Below are 20,286 nucleotides of genomic sequence, written 5' to 3'. Positions count from 1 at the left end.
TCATTCATCAATGATAAAGTTGTGAATAGTTTCTTGTTGAGTTTTGAGTAGGGCATTGAAATGGCCAAAGCAGCGGCACTTGCAGTAACCACGGGTTCGGCGTTTTCCCAAGGTGATCACCCAAGGTGGATTGATCTGGTTTTTCTTGGGCGTCAGACTATGGGAAAAAAGTCGCTTGAGATTGAAATTCTGAAGCTTTTCAAATCACAAATTGAAATTCATCTAACTCAGCTTGCAACGTTGGAAGACGGAGCGCAGTTGCGGGTTAGATTGCACACGATTAAAGGGGCGGCACACGGTGTTGGCGCCATTGAAGTTGGGCAGCTTGCGGCAAAGGCTGAAAAAGAACTGATGACCAACGGTACTGTGCAACCCGGGGCAATTGATCGATTGCGTCAAGCGCTGCAGGAAACCGCCAACTTCATCACGGATTTGCTGGAAGACTAGGCAAGCGCCAAGCACCCTAGATCTCATTTTTCATTCACAACTGACAATTGCGAAGTTGCAATGTGCGCAAATATCGCGGCCGCTTTTGTAAACGCACCGCTTGCAGGCATTTGCATTGGACGATATAGATCGCCCGTTGATCAGATATAAGGAACGCCCACTATGGCCAAAATCACCTATGTTGAAGCAAATGGTACCCGCCACGAAGTCGAAGCGGAGAACGGTTCAACGGTCATGGAAAACGCGATCCGCAATGATGTGCCGGGTATTGTTGCTGAATGCGGTGGCGCGTGCACTTGTGCAACATGCCATGTTTATGTCGATGAGGCATGGACAGCCAAAGCTGGTGGCCCGTCAGTGATGGAAGAAGACATGCTCGACTTTGCATTTGACGTGAATGACAACAGCCGCCTGTCTTGCCAAATCAAAGTTTCTGATGAGCTTGATGGCTTGGTGGTTCACGTGCCGGAAAACCAAGCATAGATTTCCACAATTGGGGTGGTGAGAAGAATTTTTCTACTAATCACCCAATAATTGAGATCAAATTGCTCAAGTTCTGCGCAATTGCTTTGCTGGCATTTTATCATCTTCCAGATTGATAGAATAAAGAAAAATCTAACAATTTCAGTGACTTGGCATTGGTCTGAGACTCCACTATTTTAGCGGCATCGATTAATCGAGGTCGCAACATGACACGCTTAGGCATATTCCCTGTTTCTTACAAAGTGCGGGGCAAGAAAATCATCATCGTTGGTGGCGGCGCTGAGGCGCTGGCTAAAGCGCGTCTGGCGATCAAAACCGATGCGCAAGTTGTTGTAATCGCCCGCAAAATCGAAGCTGATTTCTCCTCCCTTGACCTTGAAAATGACCATTTGGACGTGCGCGAAGAAGTGTTTGCAGCGCATCATTTGGACAATGCAGCTTTGGTGTTTGTGGGCGATGAGGGCCCTGATGCGGAGATCGCCAAACGGTTGGCGAAAGAGGCTGGTTTACCGCTTAATGTGGTGGACCAACCTGACCTGTGTGATTTCTTCACCCCAGCCATTGTTGACCGTGCACCGATTTCTGTTGCCATCTCATCAGAAGGTGAAGCGCCGGTTTTAGCGCGCTTGGTGCGGGCGCAAATTGAAGCAGCGCTTCCTTTGCATTTGGGCAAATTGGCAAGTCTTGCTGGTGGGTTGCGTCATCTGGTTGAGAAATTGATTCATTCGGGCGACCGTCGTCGGAAATTTTATCAGGAGCTTTTGGCATCACCTCAGGTTGAAGTTGCGCTGGGTGCTGGCGATCAAGATAAGGCCAATCAATGGGCAAATCATTTGTTGGTGGATCACGCCAATGTTGATCAGCGCAGTGGTTTTGTACATTTGGTTGGTGCAGGGCCGGGGGCTGAAGATTTGCTGACCCTTCGTGCACAACGGGTATTGCAGAGCGCAGATGTGATTGTGCACGACCAATTGGTGCCCGAAGGTGTGGTGCAAATGGGTCGACGTGATGCTGAGCGCGTGCCGGTTGGTAAGGCCAAAGGCCGCCATTCCTTTACCCAAAAGCGGATCAACAAGTTGCTCGTTGATCTTGCACAGTCGGGCAAGCAGGTTGTGCGTTTAAAATCCGGTGATCCGATGATTTTTGGACGCGCAGCGGAAGAAATCGAAGCCATGGATGCTGCAGGCATTGAATATGCAATCGTGCCTGGTGTTACTGCCGCTGCTGCCGCAGCTTCGGATGCACATTTGCCAGTGACTTTGCGTAATGTGGCCTCCGGTGTTGTTTATGCAACGGCGCATGGTGCTGATGATGCAGCGGTAACTCACTGGGCGACATTGGCCAAATCTGGTCTCACCCTTGGCATTTACATGGGCAAATCAATCATTAGCGATGTGGCAGGTGAGTTGGTTGCGCATGGGCTTTCAGCGCAAACGCCGGTTGGCATTGTTGTCAATGCTGGTCGTGCGAATAGCGCACGATGTTTGTCCACATTGGCAGAAATTTCAAGCCAAGCGCCGGAACTGGCTGACGGCCCCGCAATTGTATTTGTGGGTGAGGCGGTCGCCAGTGGCAAATGGGTAAGCGCAATCGAAGCGCCAAGCCTAGTACATAATTTGAATGGGGATACGTCCACCGCAATTGAGGTGGCGTGAAGGATATGACGATGAACGCGATTACAGCAAACGAACTTATTTCAGGTGCGGTTGTGTACCTTTACGAGAATGGCGACTTTGGTGTCGACCTGCAAAAAGCCAAACTATTTGGTGCTGATGAGCAAGCGACCCAAGACGCAATGCTTGAAAAAACATTGGCCAACCCTCGATTGGTGAGCGTTGAACCGATTGCCGTTGAGGTAAGCGAAACGGGCACCGTTTGGGCCAATCGCTTGCGCGAACAAATCCGGGCCAATGGCCCAACTGTTGGCGGCTTTGCGCGCCAGACATTGGAAGGAGCCGATCATGTATCGCTATGATGAATTTGATGCGGCTTTTGTCCGTCAGCGCACCGAACAGTTCGCCCACCAAGTTAAGCGTCGCCTTTCTGGCGAGTTGACTGAAGAGCAGTTTCGCCCACTTCGCCTGATGAATGGCCTTTATCTGCAACTGCACGCCTATATGCTGCGGGTTGCGGTGCCTTATGGCACTCTAAATTCGACGCAAATGCGCAAGCTTGCGCATATTGCACGCACCTATGACCGGGGCTATGGGCACTTCACGACGCGCCAAAATATTCAATATAACTGGCCAAAGCTCAAAGATGTGCCAGCGATTTTGGAAGAGTTGGCGAGCGTTGAAATGCACGCAATTCAAACGTCTGGCAACTGTATCCGCAATGTGACCACAGATCAGTTTGCTGGTGCTGCTGCTGACGAGATTATCGATCCACGCCCTGTGGCCGAGATCATCCGTCAGTGGTCGTCTTTGCACCCAGAATTCAGCTATTTGCCACGTAAATTCAAGATCGCCATCACGGGCGCGCCGCAAGACCGTGCCGCCGTGAAGTTTCACGATATTGGCTTGATGGCTGCGACCAATGATGCAGGTGACGTGGGTTGGCGCGTGTTTGTTGGCGGCGGTTTGGGCCGTACGCCGATGGTTGCGAAAGAGATATCGGATTATGTGCCGCACGAATATTTGCTGCCATATCTCGAAGCGATTTTGCGCGTCTACAACATGTATGGTCGTCGCGACAACAAGTATAAGGCGCGGATCAAGATCCTTGTTCACGAAACAGGCATTGAGACCATTCGTGAACAGGTTGAAGCTGAATTTGCAGAAATCAAAGAGGGCGTGTTGAAGCTGCCGCAAGGCGAGCTGACGCGGATTACTGAATATTTCGCAGCGCCTAATTTTGAGCCACAAACTGAAACCAAGATTGATGTTGCACAGTTTGAAGCAACAGACAGCGCTTATGCGCGGTTCCTAAAGCACAATCTGCATCCGCACGCCAAAGACGGCTATGTTAGCGTGACGATTTCGCTTAAGCCCATCGGCGGTGTGCCGGGTGATGCGACGGATACGCAAATGGAAGCGGTTGCGGACCTTGCTGAGCAATATAGTTTCGACGAACTTCGCGTGACTCACGAGCAAAACCTTGTGTTGCCACATGTGGCGATCAAGGATGTTCGCGCCGTTTACGACGCATTGGTGGCCAACGACTTGCAAGAAGGCAATGCTGGCCTGATCTCAGACATCATCGCTTGCCCTGGGCTTGATTATTGCGCCTTGGCAAACGCACGCTCGATCCCAATCGCGCAAGCTATCTCTGAGAAGTTTGCAGATCGCGAAGAAGAGTTTGGTGAGCTGAAGCTGAAAATCTCTGGTTGCATCAATGCGTGTGGTCACCACCATGTGGGGCATATCGGTATTCTTGGTGTGGAGAAAAAAGGCACAGAGCTTTATCAGATCACAGTTGGCGGCGACGCCACTGAAAACGCTTCAGTTGGTACCATTTTGGGCCGCGGCGTTGTGCCTGAAGAAGTGCCGAACGCGCTTGAGAAGCTGCTCGATCGCTATATGGCGGAACGCACAGGCCCTGAAGAGTCCTTCTTGGCTGCCTATCGCCGCTTAGGTGACGCACCGTTTAAGGAGGCGCTTTATGGCTAGTTCGAACTTGGCTCACGCCCAAACCGCAAAACCGCGTCCATCCGATCTGGAGCTTGTTGCGCTTAACGGCATGTTTGACGAAAAAGACGGCTTGTCCGTTTTGCGTCACGCATTGACTGGTGACGTGTCGCCTGCGCCCATTGCAATGGTGTCGTCTTTTGGTGCGGATAGCTCTGTGCTGTTGCATATGGTTGCCCAGATCAACCCGAACCAAGAAGTTCTGTTCTTGGAAACGGGCAAGCATTTCGCTGAAACGCTTGAGTATATCGAAATCACGAAAAAGCACCTTGGTCTGACCAATGTGCGTTTTCTTGAGCCTGACACAAAGGACGTTGAGCGGTTCGACCCGAAAGGCAATCTTTGGGAAACTGATCCTGATAGCTGCTGCCACATCCGCAAAACTGAGCCGCTTGATGCAGCTTTGAAGACGTATGGCGGCTGGGTGACAGGGCGTAAGCGCTTCCAAACCAATGACCGGGGCGTGTTGCCGCATTTTGAATTGACCACGGATGAGCGGATCAAAGTGAACCCGCTTGCCTATTGGGACAATGATGATGTTGCTGCCTATCGCAAGGCTCATGACTTGCCAGCGCACCCATTGTTCCTTAAAGGCTTTTTGTCAATCGGTTGTGAGCCGTGCACATCTGTTGTGAAAGAGGGGGAAGACCCTCGTTCTGGCCGTTGGCGCGGTAAAGACAAAACCGAATGTGGAATTCATTTCGATGTGAGCGGCAAGATCGCGCATCCAACAGTTGAAATTGGGCAAAAGCCAATGAATTTGTTCAAAAATGGCGCGTTTGTTGCCGATTTGTGGCGTGACTTGAAAGAAGATGAGGCGGTGACTGATCTCGATCATGTTCACATCCCGTTTGATGTCTATCTTGAAAACCGCGAAGAAATTGACGCCAATCCACGTGATTTGGGGCTGATCCTTCGCCCCGGTGACGATGTGGATGCGCTTGGCGAAGCTGCCAAGCAATTCTCATCGATTGTTGTGGAGTTCCCAGCGTTTACCGATGGTCGGGGCTATTCATATGCGCGACTATTGCGGGAGCGGTACAATTATGAAGGTGAATTGCGTGCGCGTGGCGACATTTTGACCGATCAGGTGGCCTATTTCCTCAGATGTGGGTTCGATGCCTTGACTGTTCAAAATGAAGCGACCAAAAAGGCGTTGCAGAACGATGACCTTGGTTCGGTCAATCTGTTTATGCAGCCTATCGGGGCATCGCAAGAGGTGCCTGTTGGAACACGTCCGTTTTTGCGACGGGCAAAATAAAATTGAATTGGGTGGTCCAGCGCCCGCGATAAAATACGAAGAGAGTACAAGAAATGAGCGAGCGTGAGATTGTCACCGATGTGGTGATCATCGGTGCAGGGCCTGTTGGTCTTTTTGCTGTTTTTGAATTGGGCCTGTTGGACATTAAATGCCACCTGATTGATATTTTGGACAAGCCAGGCGGCCAGTGTGCCGAGCTTTATCCAGAAAAGCCGATCTATGATATTCCAGCTTTCCCTGAGATTTCTGGACAAGAGTTGACCAATAATCTGCTTGAGCAAGCCGAGCCATTTGGCCCAACTTACCATTACAATCAGATGGTTACTGAGCTTGAGAAGCAAGAAGATGGATCGTATATCGTCAAGACAGACGACAACCAAACCTTCAAATGTAAGGTTGTGGTGATCGCTGCTGGCGGCGGTTCATTCCAGCCTAAGCGCCCACCAGTTCCTGAAATCGAGAATTTTGAAAACAAGTCTGTTTTCTACGCCGTGCGTCGGCGCGAAGAATTCCGCGACCATGATATCGTGATCGTTGGTGGTGGTGATAGCGCGCTGGATTGGACATTGAACTTGGCTGAAATCGCCAAATCTGTGACCCTTGTGCACCGCCGCGATAGCTTCCGCGCCCACACGGACAGCGTGAATAAAATGCGTGCGCTCGTTGAGCAGGGCAAGATCAACTTTGAGCTTGGCCAAATTGCCAACCTTGAGGGCGATAACGGTCAGATCACTGGCGTCAACTTGAAGACCAAAGAGGGTGAGAAGTTGCTGCCTGCAACACGTTTGCTGCCATTCTTTGGCTTGACCATGAAGCTGGGTCCAGTTGCGGATTGGGGCCTCAATCTTCACGAGAACCTAATCAATGTGGACACAGAAAAATTCGCCACATCTGAAGAAGGCATTTTTGCCATCGGCGACATTAACTACTATCCGGGCAAGTTGAAACTCATCCTTTCTGGCTTCCACGAAGCCGCCCTGATGGCACAAGCTGCGAAGAAAATTATCCATCCGGATCAAAAGGTTGTGTTCCAATACACCACTTCTTCAACCAGCTTGCAGAAGAAGCTTGGAGTGAAATGATGCGCGTTTATGTGACAGACCACGACGGCAAAGAGCACGAACTAGAAGCCCTTGATGGCTGGCGGGTAATGGAAGTTATCCGCGATTGGGAATTGCCGATTAAAGCCGAGTGCGGCGGTGCCTGTGCATGCGCCACCTGTCACGTATTCGTTGATCCTGAATGGCAAGACAAGTTGCACCCTGCAACGGATGAGGAAGAAGACATGTTGGACACCGTGCCAGACGTCCAAGACAATTCTCGTCTTTCTTGCCAAATTCTGATGAGCGAAGAGCTTGATGGGCTAAAGGTTTCTTTGGCCCCAAGCGCCAAGCCTGAAGAAAAAGTGGCTTAACGGATCTCACGCGCCGTATCACGGTTTGCACGACGCGCTAATACCGCGCTGTGCAAACTGTTGGCGCTCCAACGGGGCGGCCAAAAAGTTGGCCGGGCTGACCGCCCAAGAATTGGTTCAGTATTTTCTTTCTAAATGTTTTTGACAACACCCTCCATCGTCATTCCCGCGCAGGCGGGAATCCAGGTCTGATTATCCACAAACAGAAGCATAAAGATCGTTCCAATTGGGGTTAGACTTCTCGATTAATCGGACCTTCCATTCGCGGTTCCATTTTTTGAGATTTTTTTCTCGGGAAATTGCAGCGCCTATTTCATCAAAACGCTCGAAATGGACCAGCAGTTTGATGTTGTGTTCTTTGGTGAAACCATCGGAAACGGCTTCCCTGTGTTCCCAAACGCGCCTGACAAGATCACTTGTGACGCCAACATAGATAGTGCCGTTCTTCTTGCTTGCCATTATGTAAACGAAACCGCTCATGGCTTGATTTGTTCAGTCCTGGATCCCCGGGTCAAGCCCGAGGATGACCAAGAGAACTTTATCTGGTGGCGCAAAAAACAATAAAATCCAGCACAGCGAATAGGCCCTAAGTCATTCCCGCGAAGGCGGGAATCCAGGTCTGATTCCTAGTTGAACTAAGGTGCTCGTGTTCATTAATACTCAGTCGAAGGTTTCCTAATTTCATTTGCATGCTCACGCCGCGCAGGCTGTTCAGAGGGTGGAGCGGAAATCCTTTGCCGCATCGCAGCAAGATGGGCGTGCAAATATCATTCTGGTTGCACATTGAGCTCATAATAGACATTTTGGACCATACTTTTTTCGTTGTAGGGTTCGAAAATGTGTAAGCCCGAAAATTGTATAGTGTGTGACCCTGAGGGTAGTGGTTTGAGCATAAGCCAGTACCCATCGGTGGCGCTTGGCTCCATGGACGGTGCTTGAAACTTCGCGGGAACGCGGCCAAACAAGTTAAAGCACTCTTTTGATCCGACCCGATATCTTTCTGGGTAGTCGACTTTTGTCCCGTTTATGAAGGCTCTTATAAATTGGAAGCCTTGTGCTGCGGCGGTCGCTTTGACCTTGGCCGCTTGGCACGTCTGCTCCTCATCCGGGTAGGTCGCGACAACCAGATTGATAATTGGGAAAAACAGGTGTTTTCCCGCCGGAATGTCGCATTTTCTTTTGATGTAAGTGTCGCCGAATGCTCCGCCCAAATACCATACCGGACCTTCTTGGTTGACGTCACAGAATGAACCGTCAGTATCGTGCACCGGGCTCTCAGTTTGCTTCATGGAGTAGGCCCAGCGCCACCACTCATTCGCATAAAATTCGAGAGGTTTCCCGTCGACAGTTCCGTTTACCTCGACAACATAATCTGTATATGGGAACAGTTCGCCCGCAAAACTGGGTGTGGCAAATAAGCAAAGAAATGATGCAAAAACTCGTTGCGCTAACATTCTCACGCGTCCTTCTGGCAATTCAAAAAGTTGAGCTAAAACTAGAAAAAATTCTACGTCGCTAAGTATTGTTGGCGAACGTATATGGCTTGGCTAAAGCAAAGCTTAATCCAAAAGATAGAGATTTAATCATCTCGATTTTTAATTGGTCGTGGCGAGGGTTGGGCAATGTCAGCCGGTGGGGCAGAACTATTTTTCGCTTTCTTCGCACTTATCCTCGGGAAGCTTTCATTGCATGAAGGTATGATGGGGTAGCGGCACCGACTGTCGTGTAGTTTCCTAAAAAAACTTATCCCCGCCAAAAATCCCTATGCCACAATGTCTCACCTTTGATTGAAACCGTGCAGGCTGTTGACGAATGGCGGGCGGTGGAGGGCAAACCGCATCAGGCGGGGCGCTGACCAAATCAAGGGGGATGGCCGGATCATAAGACGTTTATGGTTCGCACCATTTTGCCTGTCCAGTCTGACACCGAAGGCAGCCGTAAGCCGCTTATTGGGCGCTGTTTCCCAATATCACCAAATGACCAAGGTCATAACAGTTTTGGTGGAGCGCTGGTTAAGGGGATAGAAGGGTCTAGCACCCCGGGGCAGCGCAAAGTTGGATGCAAAAGCCATTTGCGCGAGGCGTTTGACGTCTCATTTTCTAAAAACAAAGACGAGATTTCAAACGCCTCGCGCCCTGCAATTTCATCAACTGGCAGTTTTGCTGACCAGAGGATTCGGTGTGTCTGGTTGCGTCTTTCGGCGGTGAACTAGGGATTGAGTTGAAGGTTGGTTGCATTTGCAGAGGAGAGAACAGGATGGAACGTGGCGCAATCAAACGGGTTTTACTTCTGCCAATCGCCTCCTTGAGTAGTCATCGTCCCAACATACGGCAGCTTCCCAAGCGGAAACGGCTTGCGCGATTTTTTCAAGTCGATCTGCATCGATTTCAGCAGCGTTATGGGGAAGTGCAAGATCAAGAGAGGAGACGTCAACGCGGGACTCGTCCCAATCAATCAGTGCGACTTTATCCCCCGACATTAAGATGTTGCCGGGGTTCAGATCGCCGTGAACAACACTTTGCGGCAGGCCCTCGATTTTTCGCCAGGCGTTGCGGCATCGTTTCACGCCTTCGGCGGGCATCGCAGTCAAATCGATTTTTGTGCCTGAGTTTGAATTGATAAGATCAATTGACGATTTCCATCCGGGCCGTTGTGGCCAGTCTTTTGTCAATTCGTGGACGCGGCGAATGGTTTCGGTGACGCGTTTCCAATCATCTTTGGTTTTGGGCGTGGTACCGTCCAAATGCTCCATAACCACCAGCCCATTAGCAAACAATCGGCCATCTAGCGTTGGTATTGGTTTGGGTACACAGATGCCATTTCGGTCGAGAAATATCAGGAGATTCGTTTCCCACTGAAGATCCGCATCGCTTCGAGAGCCCAATCGTGCGACTGCCTTTTGATCGCGAATGGTGACAGACCATACTTCGTTCGCGACACCGTTGGTAAATCGCTTAATGCGTTTTGCGTCTTGATCCCAAAATTGAAGCGCGTCCCAACCCATGGAGATTTCTTATCGCAACCTACTCACCAACTGCAACTTTAGGCTTCACGAGCAACGTTTCATGCCCCTCAACCGGATGGCGGGGAATGAGTTGCGAAAGGGCCAGCGACAGCACCGCAAAGCCGGCGCCTGCAAGGAACACATAGGCCGGGTTCACCAGCCATATGATGCCAAAGACCACCGGGATCACCACTGCGGCGATGTGGTTGATGGTGAAGGCCACTGCAGCCGTTGGGGCCATGTCGGCAGGGTCGGCGATCTTTTGGAAATAGGTCTTCATAGCAATGGCAAGGGCGAAGAAGAAGTGGTCAATCACATATAAAGATGCACCCAAAAATGCATTATTTACAAAGGCATAAGAGACGAAAACAATGATTAGCCCGATATATTCAAAGGTCAGCGCTGCGCGTTCGCCAAAGTGGCCGATGGCGGCGCCAATGCGGCGGGCAAAGAACATGTTGAAAGTGGTGTTGATGATGAACAACAGGGCCACTTCATGCACATGATAGCCGAATTTCTCGACCATCATCCAAGCGGCAAAAACCACGAAAATCTGCCGCCGTGCGCCGGACATGAAGGTCAGCGCATAATAGAGCCAATAGCGTTTGCGAAGGATCAGTTTCTTGTTCTGCACATGGGGTTGTTTGAACTGTGGGAAAAAGAAAATGATGAACATAACCAGCGAAAGGGTGAGCCCGCCAAATACCCAGAACATAGCGATGTAGGGCAGCGCCAGCACTTTCCAAAGGAGGATCACAAGGCCATAGATCAATAATTGTCCAAAGGCGCTAGCAGCCAAAATGGTGCCCAACTGCTTGGCCGCAGTTTCCTTGGGCAACCACTGCAACTGCAAGCTCTGCGACATGGTTTCGTAATAATGGAAACCAAGTGACATGATGAAGGTGGTGATCAAAAGCCCGGTGACAGATGGGAACATGCCGGTGAGGGCTATGCCGATGCCAAACACAAAGAGGGAGATCAGCGCAAACGTTTGCTCTTTCCACACAAGGATGAAAAACACCGCCGTGAATGCCAAAAAGCCCGGAATTTCGCGGATCGACTGCAAAAGCCCCATATCCGCACCCGAAAAGCTGGCTTTATCGTGGGCGAAATTGTTGAGGATCGCGCTCCATGAGGCAAAGCCAACCTGAATGGTGATGGCCATCAGGATCAGCATGAAATAGGGCGTGCGGAGTTTATCAAGGCGGGCAGAGAAGGTCATAATATGCCTCTACGCCTCAAGTTTGGGCCGGTCAAGCGGATTTGGAAATTCTTCGCTTATTTTATTTGCCTGTCGAAAATCGCGATGCCAGTGCGACATGGTTCTAGCGACGCGAATGTGTCAGCATAACTGAATAGGGAGCAGGTGAGATGAAACCACAAAAAATTGTTGATCGGGCAACTTGGGAAGCTGAGCGCTTAGAACTAATGGCGGCGGAAAAAGAATTCACGCGGCAGCGTGATGCGCTGAGCGCCAAGCGGCGGGAAATGCCTTGGGTGAAAATTGAAAAGGATTATCGGTTTGAAACCGAGCGCGGCGAAGAGGGCTTGTTACAACTGTTCGGCAGCTGCGACCAGTTGGTGGTTTACCACTTCATGTACGGGCCTGATTGGAAACAGGGGTGCAAAAGCTGTTCGTTTTGGGCGGATAGCTTTGACCATAACACAGCGCATTTCGCGGCGCGGGACGTATCTTTCAAAGCCATTTCTCGTGCGCCGATGGATGTGTTTATGCCCTTCAAAAAGCGCATGGGCTGGTCATTTGATTGGGTCTCGTCTGCGCCATCAGATTTCAATTTCGATTTCGAGGTGTCGTTTAATGAGGAAGAAGAAGGGCGATATAATTACAAGCCATTTTCTGGTGGCACAGAGATGCCGGGCATTTCGGTGTTCGCCCGCGATGGGGCGGATATCTATCACACCTATTCAACGTTTAGTCGCGGGCTCGATCTGATGAACGCCACCTATAACTATTTGGACTTAACCCCGAAGGGGCGCGATGAAGATGGACTAGGCTATGCGATGGAATGGCTAAAGCACAAGGATAGCTATTGAGGTGTCTTATCATCCTTGGTGATTTTCATCAGATCAGGCAAAAACTCGCTGACCGAGGGGGCTTTGCCGGAAAGGAAAGGCATGGGCCGGGTCACGCGCATGGCGGCGATGCCTACCCGCACGGTCATCAGCCCGTTTATGACTCCTTCGCCCAACTTGGTGGAGATGCGCGCGGCAACTCCATGACCAAGCAATTGCTGCACCACGCTATCGCCCAGCGCGATGCCGCCGGTGAGGGCGAGGTGGCCAAGAATGGCTTTGAACAAGGTCATAAAGCCAAAAAAGCCGGGGCGGGCGCCGTAAAGCGCAGCGACGCGGCGGGAAAGGCGGATGCTTTCATAAAGCACGAAGCCAATATCAACGATGGCGCGGGGACTGACGGAGGTCACCAATGCGATGCGCTGGGCAGAGTTGGCGATCAAAGCGCGCGCCTTCTTGTCAAGCGGGTGTTGCAGCTCACGCTCGGCAAACGGCAAAAGATGGTCAGCGTCAAACACGCCATCTGCGCCTTTGTCGTAAGCGGCAACATGGCGCGCGCAATCGGCACGTTCGGCATAAAGTGAACGAATGTCTAAGGCGACATTCTGCGCATCTTTGAGTTTATGATTGGCGTGGGCTTCTTGCGCGGCGTGGCGCAAATGCTCAAGCTTTCGCAAGCGCAAAATGCCAAACAGTTCTCGGATGATTAGGGCGAATAATGCAAGGAGCAATATGCCAACGGCGGCTAAACCAACCCAGCCCAATGCCGGGTAACGGGCAAATAAATCCGAGACCAAACGCTCAAGCGCCAACCCCGTGCCTAGGGAAACTAGAAATGCCAAAGCAGCCCAAAATAGCTTGGACCAAATGGTGCTTTTGGGTAGCGCAACATCGCTAACCAATTCAAGGTCAGCGTTGAAGTCGGGTTCTTCCAACTTGGCTTTCGCCACTGCAAAAGCTTGCGGCGATTTTGGCGCTTCGGCAGAAGGTTTCTGCGCGGGCTGCTTGGTTGGTTTTGGATCGAGTTCGATGGCGACGGGTTTCTTCATTGCAGCTTGTCTCCAATCAAAAACTCGATGGCGCGGTCCATGCGAATGTGCGGCAATTTGATGTTGCCGCTATCCGTGGTTTCTGGCGCTGGTGGACAAAATCGTAAGAATTTGAGCTGGCCAATATGGTCTGCTTCAGGATCAAAAACAGATTCAGGTTTCTGCGGTAACTCGCCGGGAAATAAAGCAATTTCGGTTTTGCCGTTATAGGTTTTTGTATCCAGCTTCTCGCCTTTTTGCGGCGTGCCGATGATCGTCGGGAGCATTTCGCCCTCATGCTCCACCTCGCCCTCGCGGGTGGCGCGAACGGACGAAAGGGCAATCGACGACGTAGCGGCGCCTTTATATTGGGCGTCGCGGGCGGCATTGGCCACGAGGTGATTGAGGATCAATTCCAGCTGGTTGTGGCTTGTGTGATGTAAGTGATCTGCCTTGGTGCTGGCGAACAAAATCCTGTCGATATTGGACGAGAAAAGCGAGGTTAGAATATTGTTTGAGCCAGTGCGGAAACAGCTCAAAATTTCGCTGATCGCGCCTTGCAAATCTTGAACGGCAGCCGGGCCAGCATTGAGAGCCGACAAAGTGTCGACGAGTACAATTTGCCGATCAAGTCGTGCGAAATGATCGCGAAAGAACGGGCGCACCACGAGGTCTTTATAAGCCTCATAGCGCTTCTCCATGGTGGCGTAAAAACTGTTGTTTGGCTTGGTGCCAGACTGAGGCGGCAAAGGCGCAAATGTGAGTGCCGGGGATCCTTCCAAATCGCCAGGCATTAAGAACCGGCCCGGGGGCAAAGCGGACAGTGCGTGCACATCTTCTCGGCATTCAGCCAAGTAGGTCTTGAACGCTTCAGATAGCGCTTGCGCATCGGCTTCAACGATATCGCTGTCGGGTTTGATGGCGTTGCTGAAGAGCTTCCAATTCTTTGCCAAGTCGCTGCGCGCTGGTTCACTGGCGCGCTCGAATGCGTCGGTTGACCATTCCGCGTAGCTCTTGTTCAAAAGGGGCAAGTCGAGCAGCCATTCGCCGGGATAATCAACAATGTCGATGTGCAGTTCTTGCGGTCCGGTGATGCCGCCAACCCAGCTCGCGCTTTGATATTTGATGGTGAGGCGCAACTCAGAGATTTGCCGTGTTGAGGTTGGCCAATGGCGGTCTTTGCCGGTAAGGGCTTTGAGGTACTCCTCAAAGCCAAAGCGCGGCATAGTGTGGTTGGGCAGCGGGGACAGCTTTGCGCCGATGATGCGCCCCTCGGCCAGCGGTTTGAATAGGGGGAGGTTGTTGCCCTCGATCAATTGGTGGATCAATGAGGTGATAAACACGGTCTTGCCAGCCCGAGAAAGGCCGGTAACGCCTAAACGCAGATGAGGGGTGAAGATGTTTTGGACATTGTCGACCACGTTATCGAGCGCGATGCGGGTTTCGTCCACCCAATTGCTCATGCAGCTATGTTCCTCATTTTGCCCTTGTTGATTTCAAGGTAGGGATTTTTAGCGCGATCACAAGGGGTTGGCTTGTCGCGGCGTAATTGTTGCCAGATTGCAACGGAGCGAAAAATGCTGCTTTGGCGCGATTGAACTGGCGTCTAAATCGGCCTAGCTTCGGCTTGTGCTTTTCAAATCAATGCAAAATGCACGTGGAGTTTATGTCAGAGATTGTAGCCATCCGATAGCTTCCTGAAACGGAAGCACCCAAGAATATCGCCGCCTTTGCGCATTGCGAGGCGGGCGGTTGATTGCGACTGCTTAATCGGAACTACTCCATTGAATATCTCAAAATTAGAACAACGTGTTTTGCACGTTCTGTCGCAAGGCGGCAGGATTGCTTATGTGCGCAATGTGCATGGCAAGGTTATCGACGTGACATGCTTTTCGCGCGAAGGATTTGTGCTGACGGACTGCAAGTTGTCGGTCTTTAATCGCCTAAAGAAGCGCGGCTTTGTGAAATCTCAGGGCGGCAAAGCCTATCGGATTACACGTAAAGGGCGTGAGTCTGTGCGTCCACAATTTGACAATCGATAATACAACAACATGTGGTTGGGCGGCTGGAAAAATCGCCTAACCACAATTGTTTAGCGATTGAGCTTGAAGAATTGATTCAGTCAGTTGATGAAGTGAATCAATTTGCATTTGCAACAATTGTGCAATAGCTTGGCCTTTGGTCGGGCACTACCTAGGCGTCGCTGGCTCGCAATTGAGCATGCTAAAACTGCCCCTTCAACTGAGCTAACGCATTTGAACATTTTCTTGAGTGCCGGTTCGTTAAGTCTGCGACCAACGAGACGTAATTCGGCACATATGGATGTCAAATGTCGAAACAAATTATTCCGCTTGTGGCGGACGATATCTCTCAATTCTCCCGTTCTTTGACCAAACAGGTTTTGCAAAATGATGCGCCGCTGACGCATGTGCGTATGCTCAACATGCTGGCCAAAGCAAATGGGTTTCGCAATTTCCAGCATATGCGCGCGGCACACAAATCGCGGGAGCGATTGGATGATGTGCAAACCAGCACTGTAGATTTCAAACTGGTGGAGCGGTGTCTCAATCAATTTGATGAGCATGGTGTGTTGATACGTTGGCCTTCAAAGAACCTGGTGCAGAGAACTTGCATTTGGGTGTTTTGGGCGATGCTGCCTAAGGGGCGAAACCTGACCGAGAGGCAAATAAGCGTCTTGCTGAATGAGGGGCATAGCTTTTCTGATCCGGCGACATTGCGGCGGGTCATGGTTGGCTATCAATTGGTTTCACGCTCAAAAGATGGGGCCGCGTATTTGCGGATCGAGCAAACGCCACCGCCAGAAGCGATCGAGTTGATCGCTCGGGTGAAAGCACGTCGGCAAGAATAGGCATCGATTGAGCTAAGTTGGCAACATCTCTGCTTTACACTGCCGCTAGAATCGCAAAGTTTGAGGGGCCGTACTCTGTTTCAGGAGCGCCCCTCGGCACCTCATGTACAAGCTTTTAGCCATTATGGCGGTTGCGGCGATCACCGCGTCGCTTGACCTGATATCTATCCTCACTTTTGCTGGCTATGTGCTAGAAGCAGATGCGAAAGGCGTGGCCTTTATCGCAGTGGCGATGTTCTTGCCATTGGCGGTATTAGGCAAATTCTACGGTCAATTGGCGCAACGCTTTGCCGCGCGTGATTTGATGCTGGCATCGCTTGGCTTGCGCGGTGTTGCGACTGGGCTGATGTTTTTCGTCAGTGATGTGCCAAGCCTAGTGTTGTTGGTGTTGTTTCGATCAACCGCGATTGGATTGTTTTACCCAACCGTTGCAGCGCTTGCAGAACAGTTCCAAAAACATGGCAAGTTTGCGGCGTGGACCAATCTTACCAATTCTGGCGCTCGGGTTTTGGCGCCGCTGGTAGGGGGCGTGCTCGGCGTTCTTGTGGGTGAGAAATATGTGTTTGTGGCCAGCGCCGCCGCGTGCATTTTGGTGCTGCCTTTGGTTTTCAGTTTGCAGTCAGCAACGGCGCAAGCAGATGAGCAAATGGCAAAGCCACAGCGAGAAGGCGTGCGTATAGATGTGCGGACTTGGCTGCTGATGGGGTTGCCGATTGTTGGGGTGAGCGGTTTATCCGTGATGATGTCGAATTTGATGCCCTATACGCTCAATCTGTTTGAAGTCCCCAAGATTGCTTTGTCGATTGCGCTGTCGCTCTCGGCTGCAACTGGATTGTTGACGAATTTGGCGTTTGTGCGCTGGGGCAAAAAGCCAGAAGGTTTTCCAAGCAACATGGTGGGATTGTCTTGGATAGGCGTATGTTTAGGGTTCGTTGGACTGGCCGCAGTGGTTCAAACATCTCTTGCATTCCTCCTCATTCCCATCCTGTTTACGGTGCTGACACTCGCCAAAACGTGCTTCACCGTTTCGATATTGGGCTATGTATTTCAACAACCGAAAAACAAAGCCGCCCAACTCGCAGCATTTGACCAATCGCTTGGCTCAATGGCGGGGATGGTGACCACTTTGGTAGGCGCATTCTCGTTGGTTGGCCCTTCGCCCATTCCAATGATGTTTGTGGCGGCGAGCCTGGGCGGCGGCGTGTGTTTTATGTGGTGGGTGTTTGTGGGAAGAGCGAACCGTTTCGCTTTAGCCGCAAGCAGCTAACCGATTTTCTGCGCGTGGTAATCCTTGAGCAATTGCGTGTACCACTTTTTGCCGAATTTGATAGTATCCAGGCCATATCGCATGGTGGCGAATTGGAAGAAGGCAATTTTTTGAAACTCTGGCGGTACCTTGGATAGGTCCTGCGCCGCCAACATGCCTTCAAGCAGTGCGATCCATTTGTCAGCTTCGTCAATGTAGAGTTGGATATGTTCGCTCACATCGCCTTCAACGTGGCCCATATAGAAAAGGCGCAGCATGCTTTCGTCTCGGGTTTTGAAGACGGCCACAGGTTCGCTGATCCATGCTTGAAATGCCTCAGCGCCTTCAGGAGTGCGGTGGTAGATTATTTTGATGCGTTTGCCCGTGGCTTCTTCTCGGCTTGTCACGTGGCCGTTTTTCTCAAGCTTGGTGAGAGCAGGGTGGATGGAGCCAATCGATGTGTTGTAAAACATCGTTGTGGACTGCTCCATCGTCTTTTTGAGGTCATAAAGGCTCGCGTCTTGATAGGCGAGGAGCCCCAATATGATCATGTCCTGCATATGTGCCCTAGTGCTGTATGAGTTTTGTGCCAGCACGTTCGCTGATTTTACCCGTGCCGCGCAAGTGCAGGTTGAAAAATTCCAGCAAAGAGCCGTTTAGGTTGTCGCGCATTTGGTATTTGTCGATTGGTCCAAGTTGTCCGAACCACTTCATCATCGAGATTTCGTTGAGGTCACTAAAGTTCATGTGGCTTGCACCAAGGAATGTGCGCTCGCAGCCATTTGTTGCTTTGGCGATTTGCTGGTTGACCCAAGAGAAGTCAGTTGCAACACCGCCTTGATTGTTTGAATCGCCATAGGCAAAGCAAAACGCAGCGCTTGAATTGTCCTGAAGCGACCAGGTGAAAACAGGCCCGTCCATGTTGTACGCAGCTTTTACGCGATCATCATTCAGGCCCATATGTGTGGCAACAGAGCCGCCAAAGGAATGGCCGAAATAGCCGATTTTTGTTAGGTCGAGATTGTCCGCAATGGTCGCGGGCACGCTACCGCTTTCCAAAGCGTCAAGCACAATGGTGTTGTTGCCGGTCCAAACGGGGAATTGGTCAACGATGTCGGCGAACGCTTCATTTTGGATTGCGCGCATGGCAATTTTCCATTCCTCAAGCGACGTCGTGGCGCGCAACTCGTCATTGCCACGTTTTTGGCGTTCTAGAAGCGTTGTGACTTCTTCGGGTGAGTATTCGGCGATGCCGGGCTGACGCGGGACGGCAAGGTCGCCGTTTTTGCTCAATAGGCTGTGGCCCGGATGGTTGAGGGCGAGGACCACATAGCCGTGACTGGCCAATTCGATGATCTGATGGCTGTTTTGCGTCGCATACATGCCGTGGCCATGATTAAAAATCAGCACAGGATGATTGCCGTCAACTGCTTTGGCACCGATGAAAGCGGGGAGTGGTCTGTCATCCTGCATGGCGATTGCTGGGGTATTGTAGGCCTTGCCAAACTCAACAGCCAAGTCCGCAGGAATGGCTTGGGGCTGCTGCTCTGAGGTTTCGCTGGTTGGGTAAAATGCTTGAACATCTACCCATTCGTCGCCTTCAACGATTGCAAATCTTTCATAGCCGACCTTATGCGCACCTGTTGGTTGTGGCAGCTCGGGCTGGAGTTGAGTGAACAAATATCCCACCGCCAGCACGAGGGCCAATAGCGGCAAACCAATAATCCAAACGCGTTTCATCTTATCGCTCCGTCAAATGTATCTAGCCGATATATATGTATCTAAAAGATATATTGCAAGATGCAATGAGACGCAAAAAAAAGCCAAGCGCTGAGTTTTCAAACGCTTGGCTCCAATTCTTGATGATTAGATTCTGCGGAGTTGGCTATTTCTGACCAATTTTGTCCAAATCAAACTCTGTCGTTTGATACATTTGGTTGATCCAATTGCCGAACAACAAGTAAGCGTGCGAGCGCCAGCGGTTGAGCGGCTCTGCGGTCACATCATCGTTGGGAAACGTGTTGATTGGCGGCTGAATGTCAAGACCCGCTGCCTTGTCGCGCAGATATTCTTCGGCCAAAGAGCGATGATCATATTCAAGGTGATTGAGCATGAACAATTGACGGTTCTTTGCATCGTCGAGCAAGCAAAGACCCACCTCGCTCGAGCTAACAAGCACTTCCAAGTTCTTTGGAACGGATGCCTCGTCGATGTCGTTTATGCGTGACACTGGTATGGCAAAATCGTCTGAAAAGCCCAAAAGATATTTCGAGGCTTTGGCGACCGCTTGATGGCGGTATACGCCGAATGCCTTTTTCGGGCGACGGAACCGTTCAACACCATGGAAATAGTGCAAGGCAGCTTGAGCGCCCCAACATACGAACATGGTGGTGTGCACATTGGTGCGGGTCCAATCCATAATTTCTTTCATCTCGTCCCAGTAGCCGACATCTTCGAATTCGAGATGAGCGATTGGTGCACCAGTGATGATGAACCCATCAAACTTGCGATGTTTCACCTCGTCCCAGGTCTTGTAGAAACTCTCAAGGTGGGTTTGTGGGGTGTTCTTGGATTGGTGGTCTGTAATGCGCACCAAAGTCAAATCCACCTGAAGCGGCGTGGCGCCGATCAAACGGGTGAATTGGGTTTCGGTGCGTTCTTTGTTCGGCATGAGATTGAGCAAGCCAATTTGCAGCGGGCGAATATCTTGCCGGGTGGCGCGATCTTCGTCCATTACCATAACGCCCTCTGCTTCCAGCACTTTGCGGGCGGGCAGATTGTTTGGGATCTTAATGGGCATGGAAATACTCCAATTTTGGGTTGCTATATAAATCTGACGTCGCAGATTTTCGGGTTTTCGAATTTAGGGTAGAA

The 20,286-nt window shown here is 51.0% G+C and carries 21 protein-coding genes; 12 read left to right on the top strand and 9 right to left on the bottom strand.

Annotated features, from left to right (window positions below):
* Nucleotides 1–60 precede the first annotated feature (60 nt).
* From QQL65_RS15650 to QQL65_RS15615, 8 genes are all read left to right on the top strand, one after another.
* Nucleotides 61–447: an Hpt domain-containing protein gene (locus QQL65_RS15650; protein WP_284365985.1), complete on the top strand. Its 387-nt coding sequence runs from the start codon at nucleotides 61–63 to the stop codon at nucleotides 445–447.
* A gap of 162 nt (nucleotides 448–609) precedes the next feature.
* Nucleotides 610–930, top strand: coding sequence for a 2Fe-2S iron-sulfur cluster-binding protein (locus QQL65_RS15645; protein ID WP_284365984.1), 321 nt, complete (start codon nucleotides 610–612; stop codon nucleotides 928–930).
* A gap of 206 nt (nucleotides 931–1,136) precedes the next feature.
* Nucleotides 1,137–2,585, top strand: coding sequence for a siroheme synthase CysG (gene cysG / locus QQL65_RS15640; RefSeq protein ID WP_284365983.1), 1,449 nt, complete (start codon nucleotides 1,137–1,139; stop codon nucleotides 2,583–2,585).
* An 11-nt stretch (nucleotides 2,586–2,596) separates the two neighbouring features.
* Complete coding sequence (locus QQL65_RS15635; protein ID WP_284365982.1) at nucleotides 2,597–2,905, top strand: DUF2849 domain-containing protein; 309 nt, start codon at nucleotides 2,597–2,599, stop codon at nucleotides 2,903–2,905.
* Nucleotides 2,892–4,538, top strand: a complete 1,647-nt coding sequence (locus QQL65_RS15630) for a nitrite/sulfite reductase (RefSeq protein WP_284365980.1) — start codon at nucleotides 2,892–2,894, stop codon at nucleotides 4,536–4,538. The genes QQL65_RS15635 and QQL65_RS15630 overlap by 14 nt, the downstream gene beginning before the upstream one ends.
* Nucleotides 4,531–5,817 carry a phosphoadenylyl-sulfate reductase gene (locus QQL65_RS15625; RefSeq protein WP_284365978.1) on the top strand — a complete coding sequence of 429 codons (1,287 nt, stop codon included), beginning with the start codon at nucleotides 4,531–4,533 and terminating at the stop codon, nucleotides 5,815–5,817. Before QQL65_RS15630 ends, QQL65_RS15625 begins: the two co-directional genes overlap by 8 nt.
* A 53-nt stretch (nucleotides 5,818–5,870) precedes the next feature.
* Nucleotides 5,871–6,899: an NAD(P)/FAD-dependent oxidoreductase gene (locus QQL65_RS15620; protein WP_284365976.1), complete on the top strand. Its 1,029-nt coding sequence runs from the start codon at nucleotides 5,871–5,873 to the stop codon at nucleotides 6,897–6,899.
* Nucleotides 6,899–7,231, top strand: coding sequence for a 2Fe-2S iron-sulfur cluster-binding protein (locus tag QQL65_RS15615; RefSeq protein WP_284366313.1), 333 nt, complete (start codon nucleotides 6,899–6,901; stop codon nucleotides 7,229–7,231). The genes QQL65_RS15620 and QQL65_RS15615 overlap by 1 nt, the downstream gene beginning before the upstream one ends.
* 192 nt (nucleotides 7,232–7,423) lie before the next feature.
* Here QQL65_RS15615 and QQL65_RS15610 read toward each other — a convergent pair whose 3' ends face one another.
* The 4 genes from QQL65_RS15610 to QQL65_RS15595 all read right to left on the bottom strand — a co-directional run bounded on the left by QQL65_RS15610 (nucleotide 7,424) and on the right by QQL65_RS15595 (nucleotide 11,457).
* Nucleotides 7,424–7,711, bottom strand: a complete 288-nt coding sequence (locus QQL65_RS15610) for a GIY-YIG nuclease family protein (protein WP_284365973.1) — start codon at nucleotides 7,709–7,711, stop codon at nucleotides 7,424–7,426.
* 287 nt (nucleotides 7,712–7,998) lie between these two features.
* Nucleotides 7,999–8,685 carry a hypothetical protein gene (locus QQL65_RS15605; RefSeq protein ID WP_284365970.1) on the bottom strand — a complete coding sequence of 229 codons (687 nt, stop codon included), beginning with the start codon at nucleotides 8,683–8,685 and terminating at the stop codon, nucleotides 7,999–8,001.
* 818 nt (nucleotides 8,686–9,503) lie between these two features.
* On the bottom strand, nucleotides 9,504–10,235 hold the full coding sequence (locus QQL65_RS15600; RefSeq protein WP_284365967.1) for a phosphotransferase enzyme family protein: 732 nt from the start codon (nucleotides 10,233–10,235) through the stop codon (nucleotides 9,504–9,506).
* Nucleotides 10,236–10,254: 19 nt separating this feature from the next.
* Entirely contained in the window at nucleotides 10,255–11,457 is a 1,203-nt protein-coding gene (locus tag QQL65_RS15595) for an MFS transporter (RefSeq protein WP_284365965.1), read from the bottom strand.
* A 149-nt stretch (nucleotides 11,458–11,606) separates the two neighbouring features.
* Here QQL65_RS15595 and QQL65_RS15590 point away from each other — a divergent pair, with 149 nt between their 5' ends.
* On the top strand, nucleotides 11,607–12,290 hold the full coding sequence (locus QQL65_RS15590; RefSeq protein WP_284365964.1) for a DUF899 domain-containing protein: 684 nt from the start codon (nucleotides 11,607–11,609) through the stop codon (nucleotides 12,288–12,290).
* On the opposite strand, the gene QQL65_RS15585 is transcribed toward QQL65_RS15590, so the two are convergent.
* Nucleotides 12,284–13,318, bottom strand: coding sequence for a YcjF family protein (locus QQL65_RS15585; RefSeq protein WP_284365963.1), 1,035 nt, complete (start codon nucleotides 13,316–13,318; stop codon nucleotides 12,284–12,286). The two genes, QQL65_RS15590 and QQL65_RS15585, sit on opposite strands and share 7 nt — an antisense overlap.
* Entirely contained in the window at nucleotides 13,315–14,760 is a 1,446-nt protein-coding gene (locus tag QQL65_RS15580) for a YcjX family GTP-binding protein (protein ID WP_284365962.1), read from the bottom strand. The genes QQL65_RS15585 and QQL65_RS15580 overlap by 4 nt, the downstream gene beginning before the upstream one ends.
* Nucleotides 14,761–15,081: 321 nt before the next feature.
* Here QQL65_RS15580 and QQL65_RS15575 point away from each other — a divergent pair, with 321 nt between their 5' ends.
* The 3 genes from QQL65_RS15575 to QQL65_RS15565 all read left to right on the top strand — a co-directional run bounded on the left by QQL65_RS15575 (nucleotide 15,082) and on the right by QQL65_RS15565 (nucleotide 17,433).
* On the top strand, nucleotides 15,082–15,339 hold the full coding sequence (locus QQL65_RS15575) for a YjhX family toxin (protein WP_284365961.1): 258 nt from the start codon (nucleotides 15,082–15,084) through the stop codon (nucleotides 15,337–15,339).
* 287 nt (nucleotides 15,340–15,626) lie between these two features.
* Nucleotides 15,627–16,166 carry a DUF2087 domain-containing protein gene (locus QQL65_RS15570; RefSeq protein ID WP_284365960.1) on the top strand — a complete coding sequence of 180 codons (540 nt, stop codon included), beginning with the start codon at nucleotides 15,627–15,629 and terminating at the stop codon, nucleotides 16,164–16,166.
* 103 nt (nucleotides 16,167–16,269) lie between these two features.
* On the top strand, nucleotides 16,270–17,433 hold the full coding sequence (locus QQL65_RS15565; protein WP_284365958.1) for an MFS transporter: 1,164 nt from the start codon (nucleotides 16,270–16,272) through the stop codon (nucleotides 17,431–17,433).
* On the opposite strand, the gene QQL65_RS15560 is transcribed toward QQL65_RS15565, so the two are convergent.
* The 3 genes from QQL65_RS15560 to QQL65_RS15550 all read right to left on the bottom strand — a co-directional run bounded on the left by QQL65_RS15560 (nucleotide 17,430) and on the right by QQL65_RS15550 (nucleotide 20,212).
* On the bottom strand, nucleotides 17,430–17,972 hold the full coding sequence (locus tag QQL65_RS15560) for a PadR family transcriptional regulator (RefSeq protein WP_284365956.1): 543 nt from the start codon (nucleotides 17,970–17,972) through the stop codon (nucleotides 17,430–17,432). The genes QQL65_RS15565 and QQL65_RS15560 overlap by 4 nt on opposite strands.
* A gap of 7 nt (nucleotides 17,973–17,979) precedes the next feature.
* Complete coding sequence (locus QQL65_RS15555) at nucleotides 17,980–19,152, bottom strand: alpha/beta hydrolase family protein (protein WP_284365955.1); 1,173 nt, start codon at nucleotides 19,150–19,152, stop codon at nucleotides 17,980–17,982.
* A 145-nt stretch (nucleotides 19,153–19,297) separates the two neighbouring features.
* Nucleotides 19,298–20,212 (bottom strand): homoserine O-succinyltransferase, encoded by a 915-nt coding sequence (locus QQL65_RS15550; RefSeq protein WP_284365954.1) that lies wholly within the window; start codon nucleotides 20,210–20,212, stop codon nucleotides 19,298–19,300.
* Between the last annotated feature and the right edge of the window lie 74 nt (nucleotides 20,213–20,286).

Origin of the sequence: Maritalea porphyrae (genome assembly GCF_030159895.1) — a bacterium.
Classification (GTDB): Bacteria; Pseudomonadota; Alphaproteobacteria; order Rhizobiales; family Devosiaceae; genus Maritalea; species Maritalea porphyrae.
This window is presented reverse-complemented; position numbering and strand designations above follow the sequence as displayed.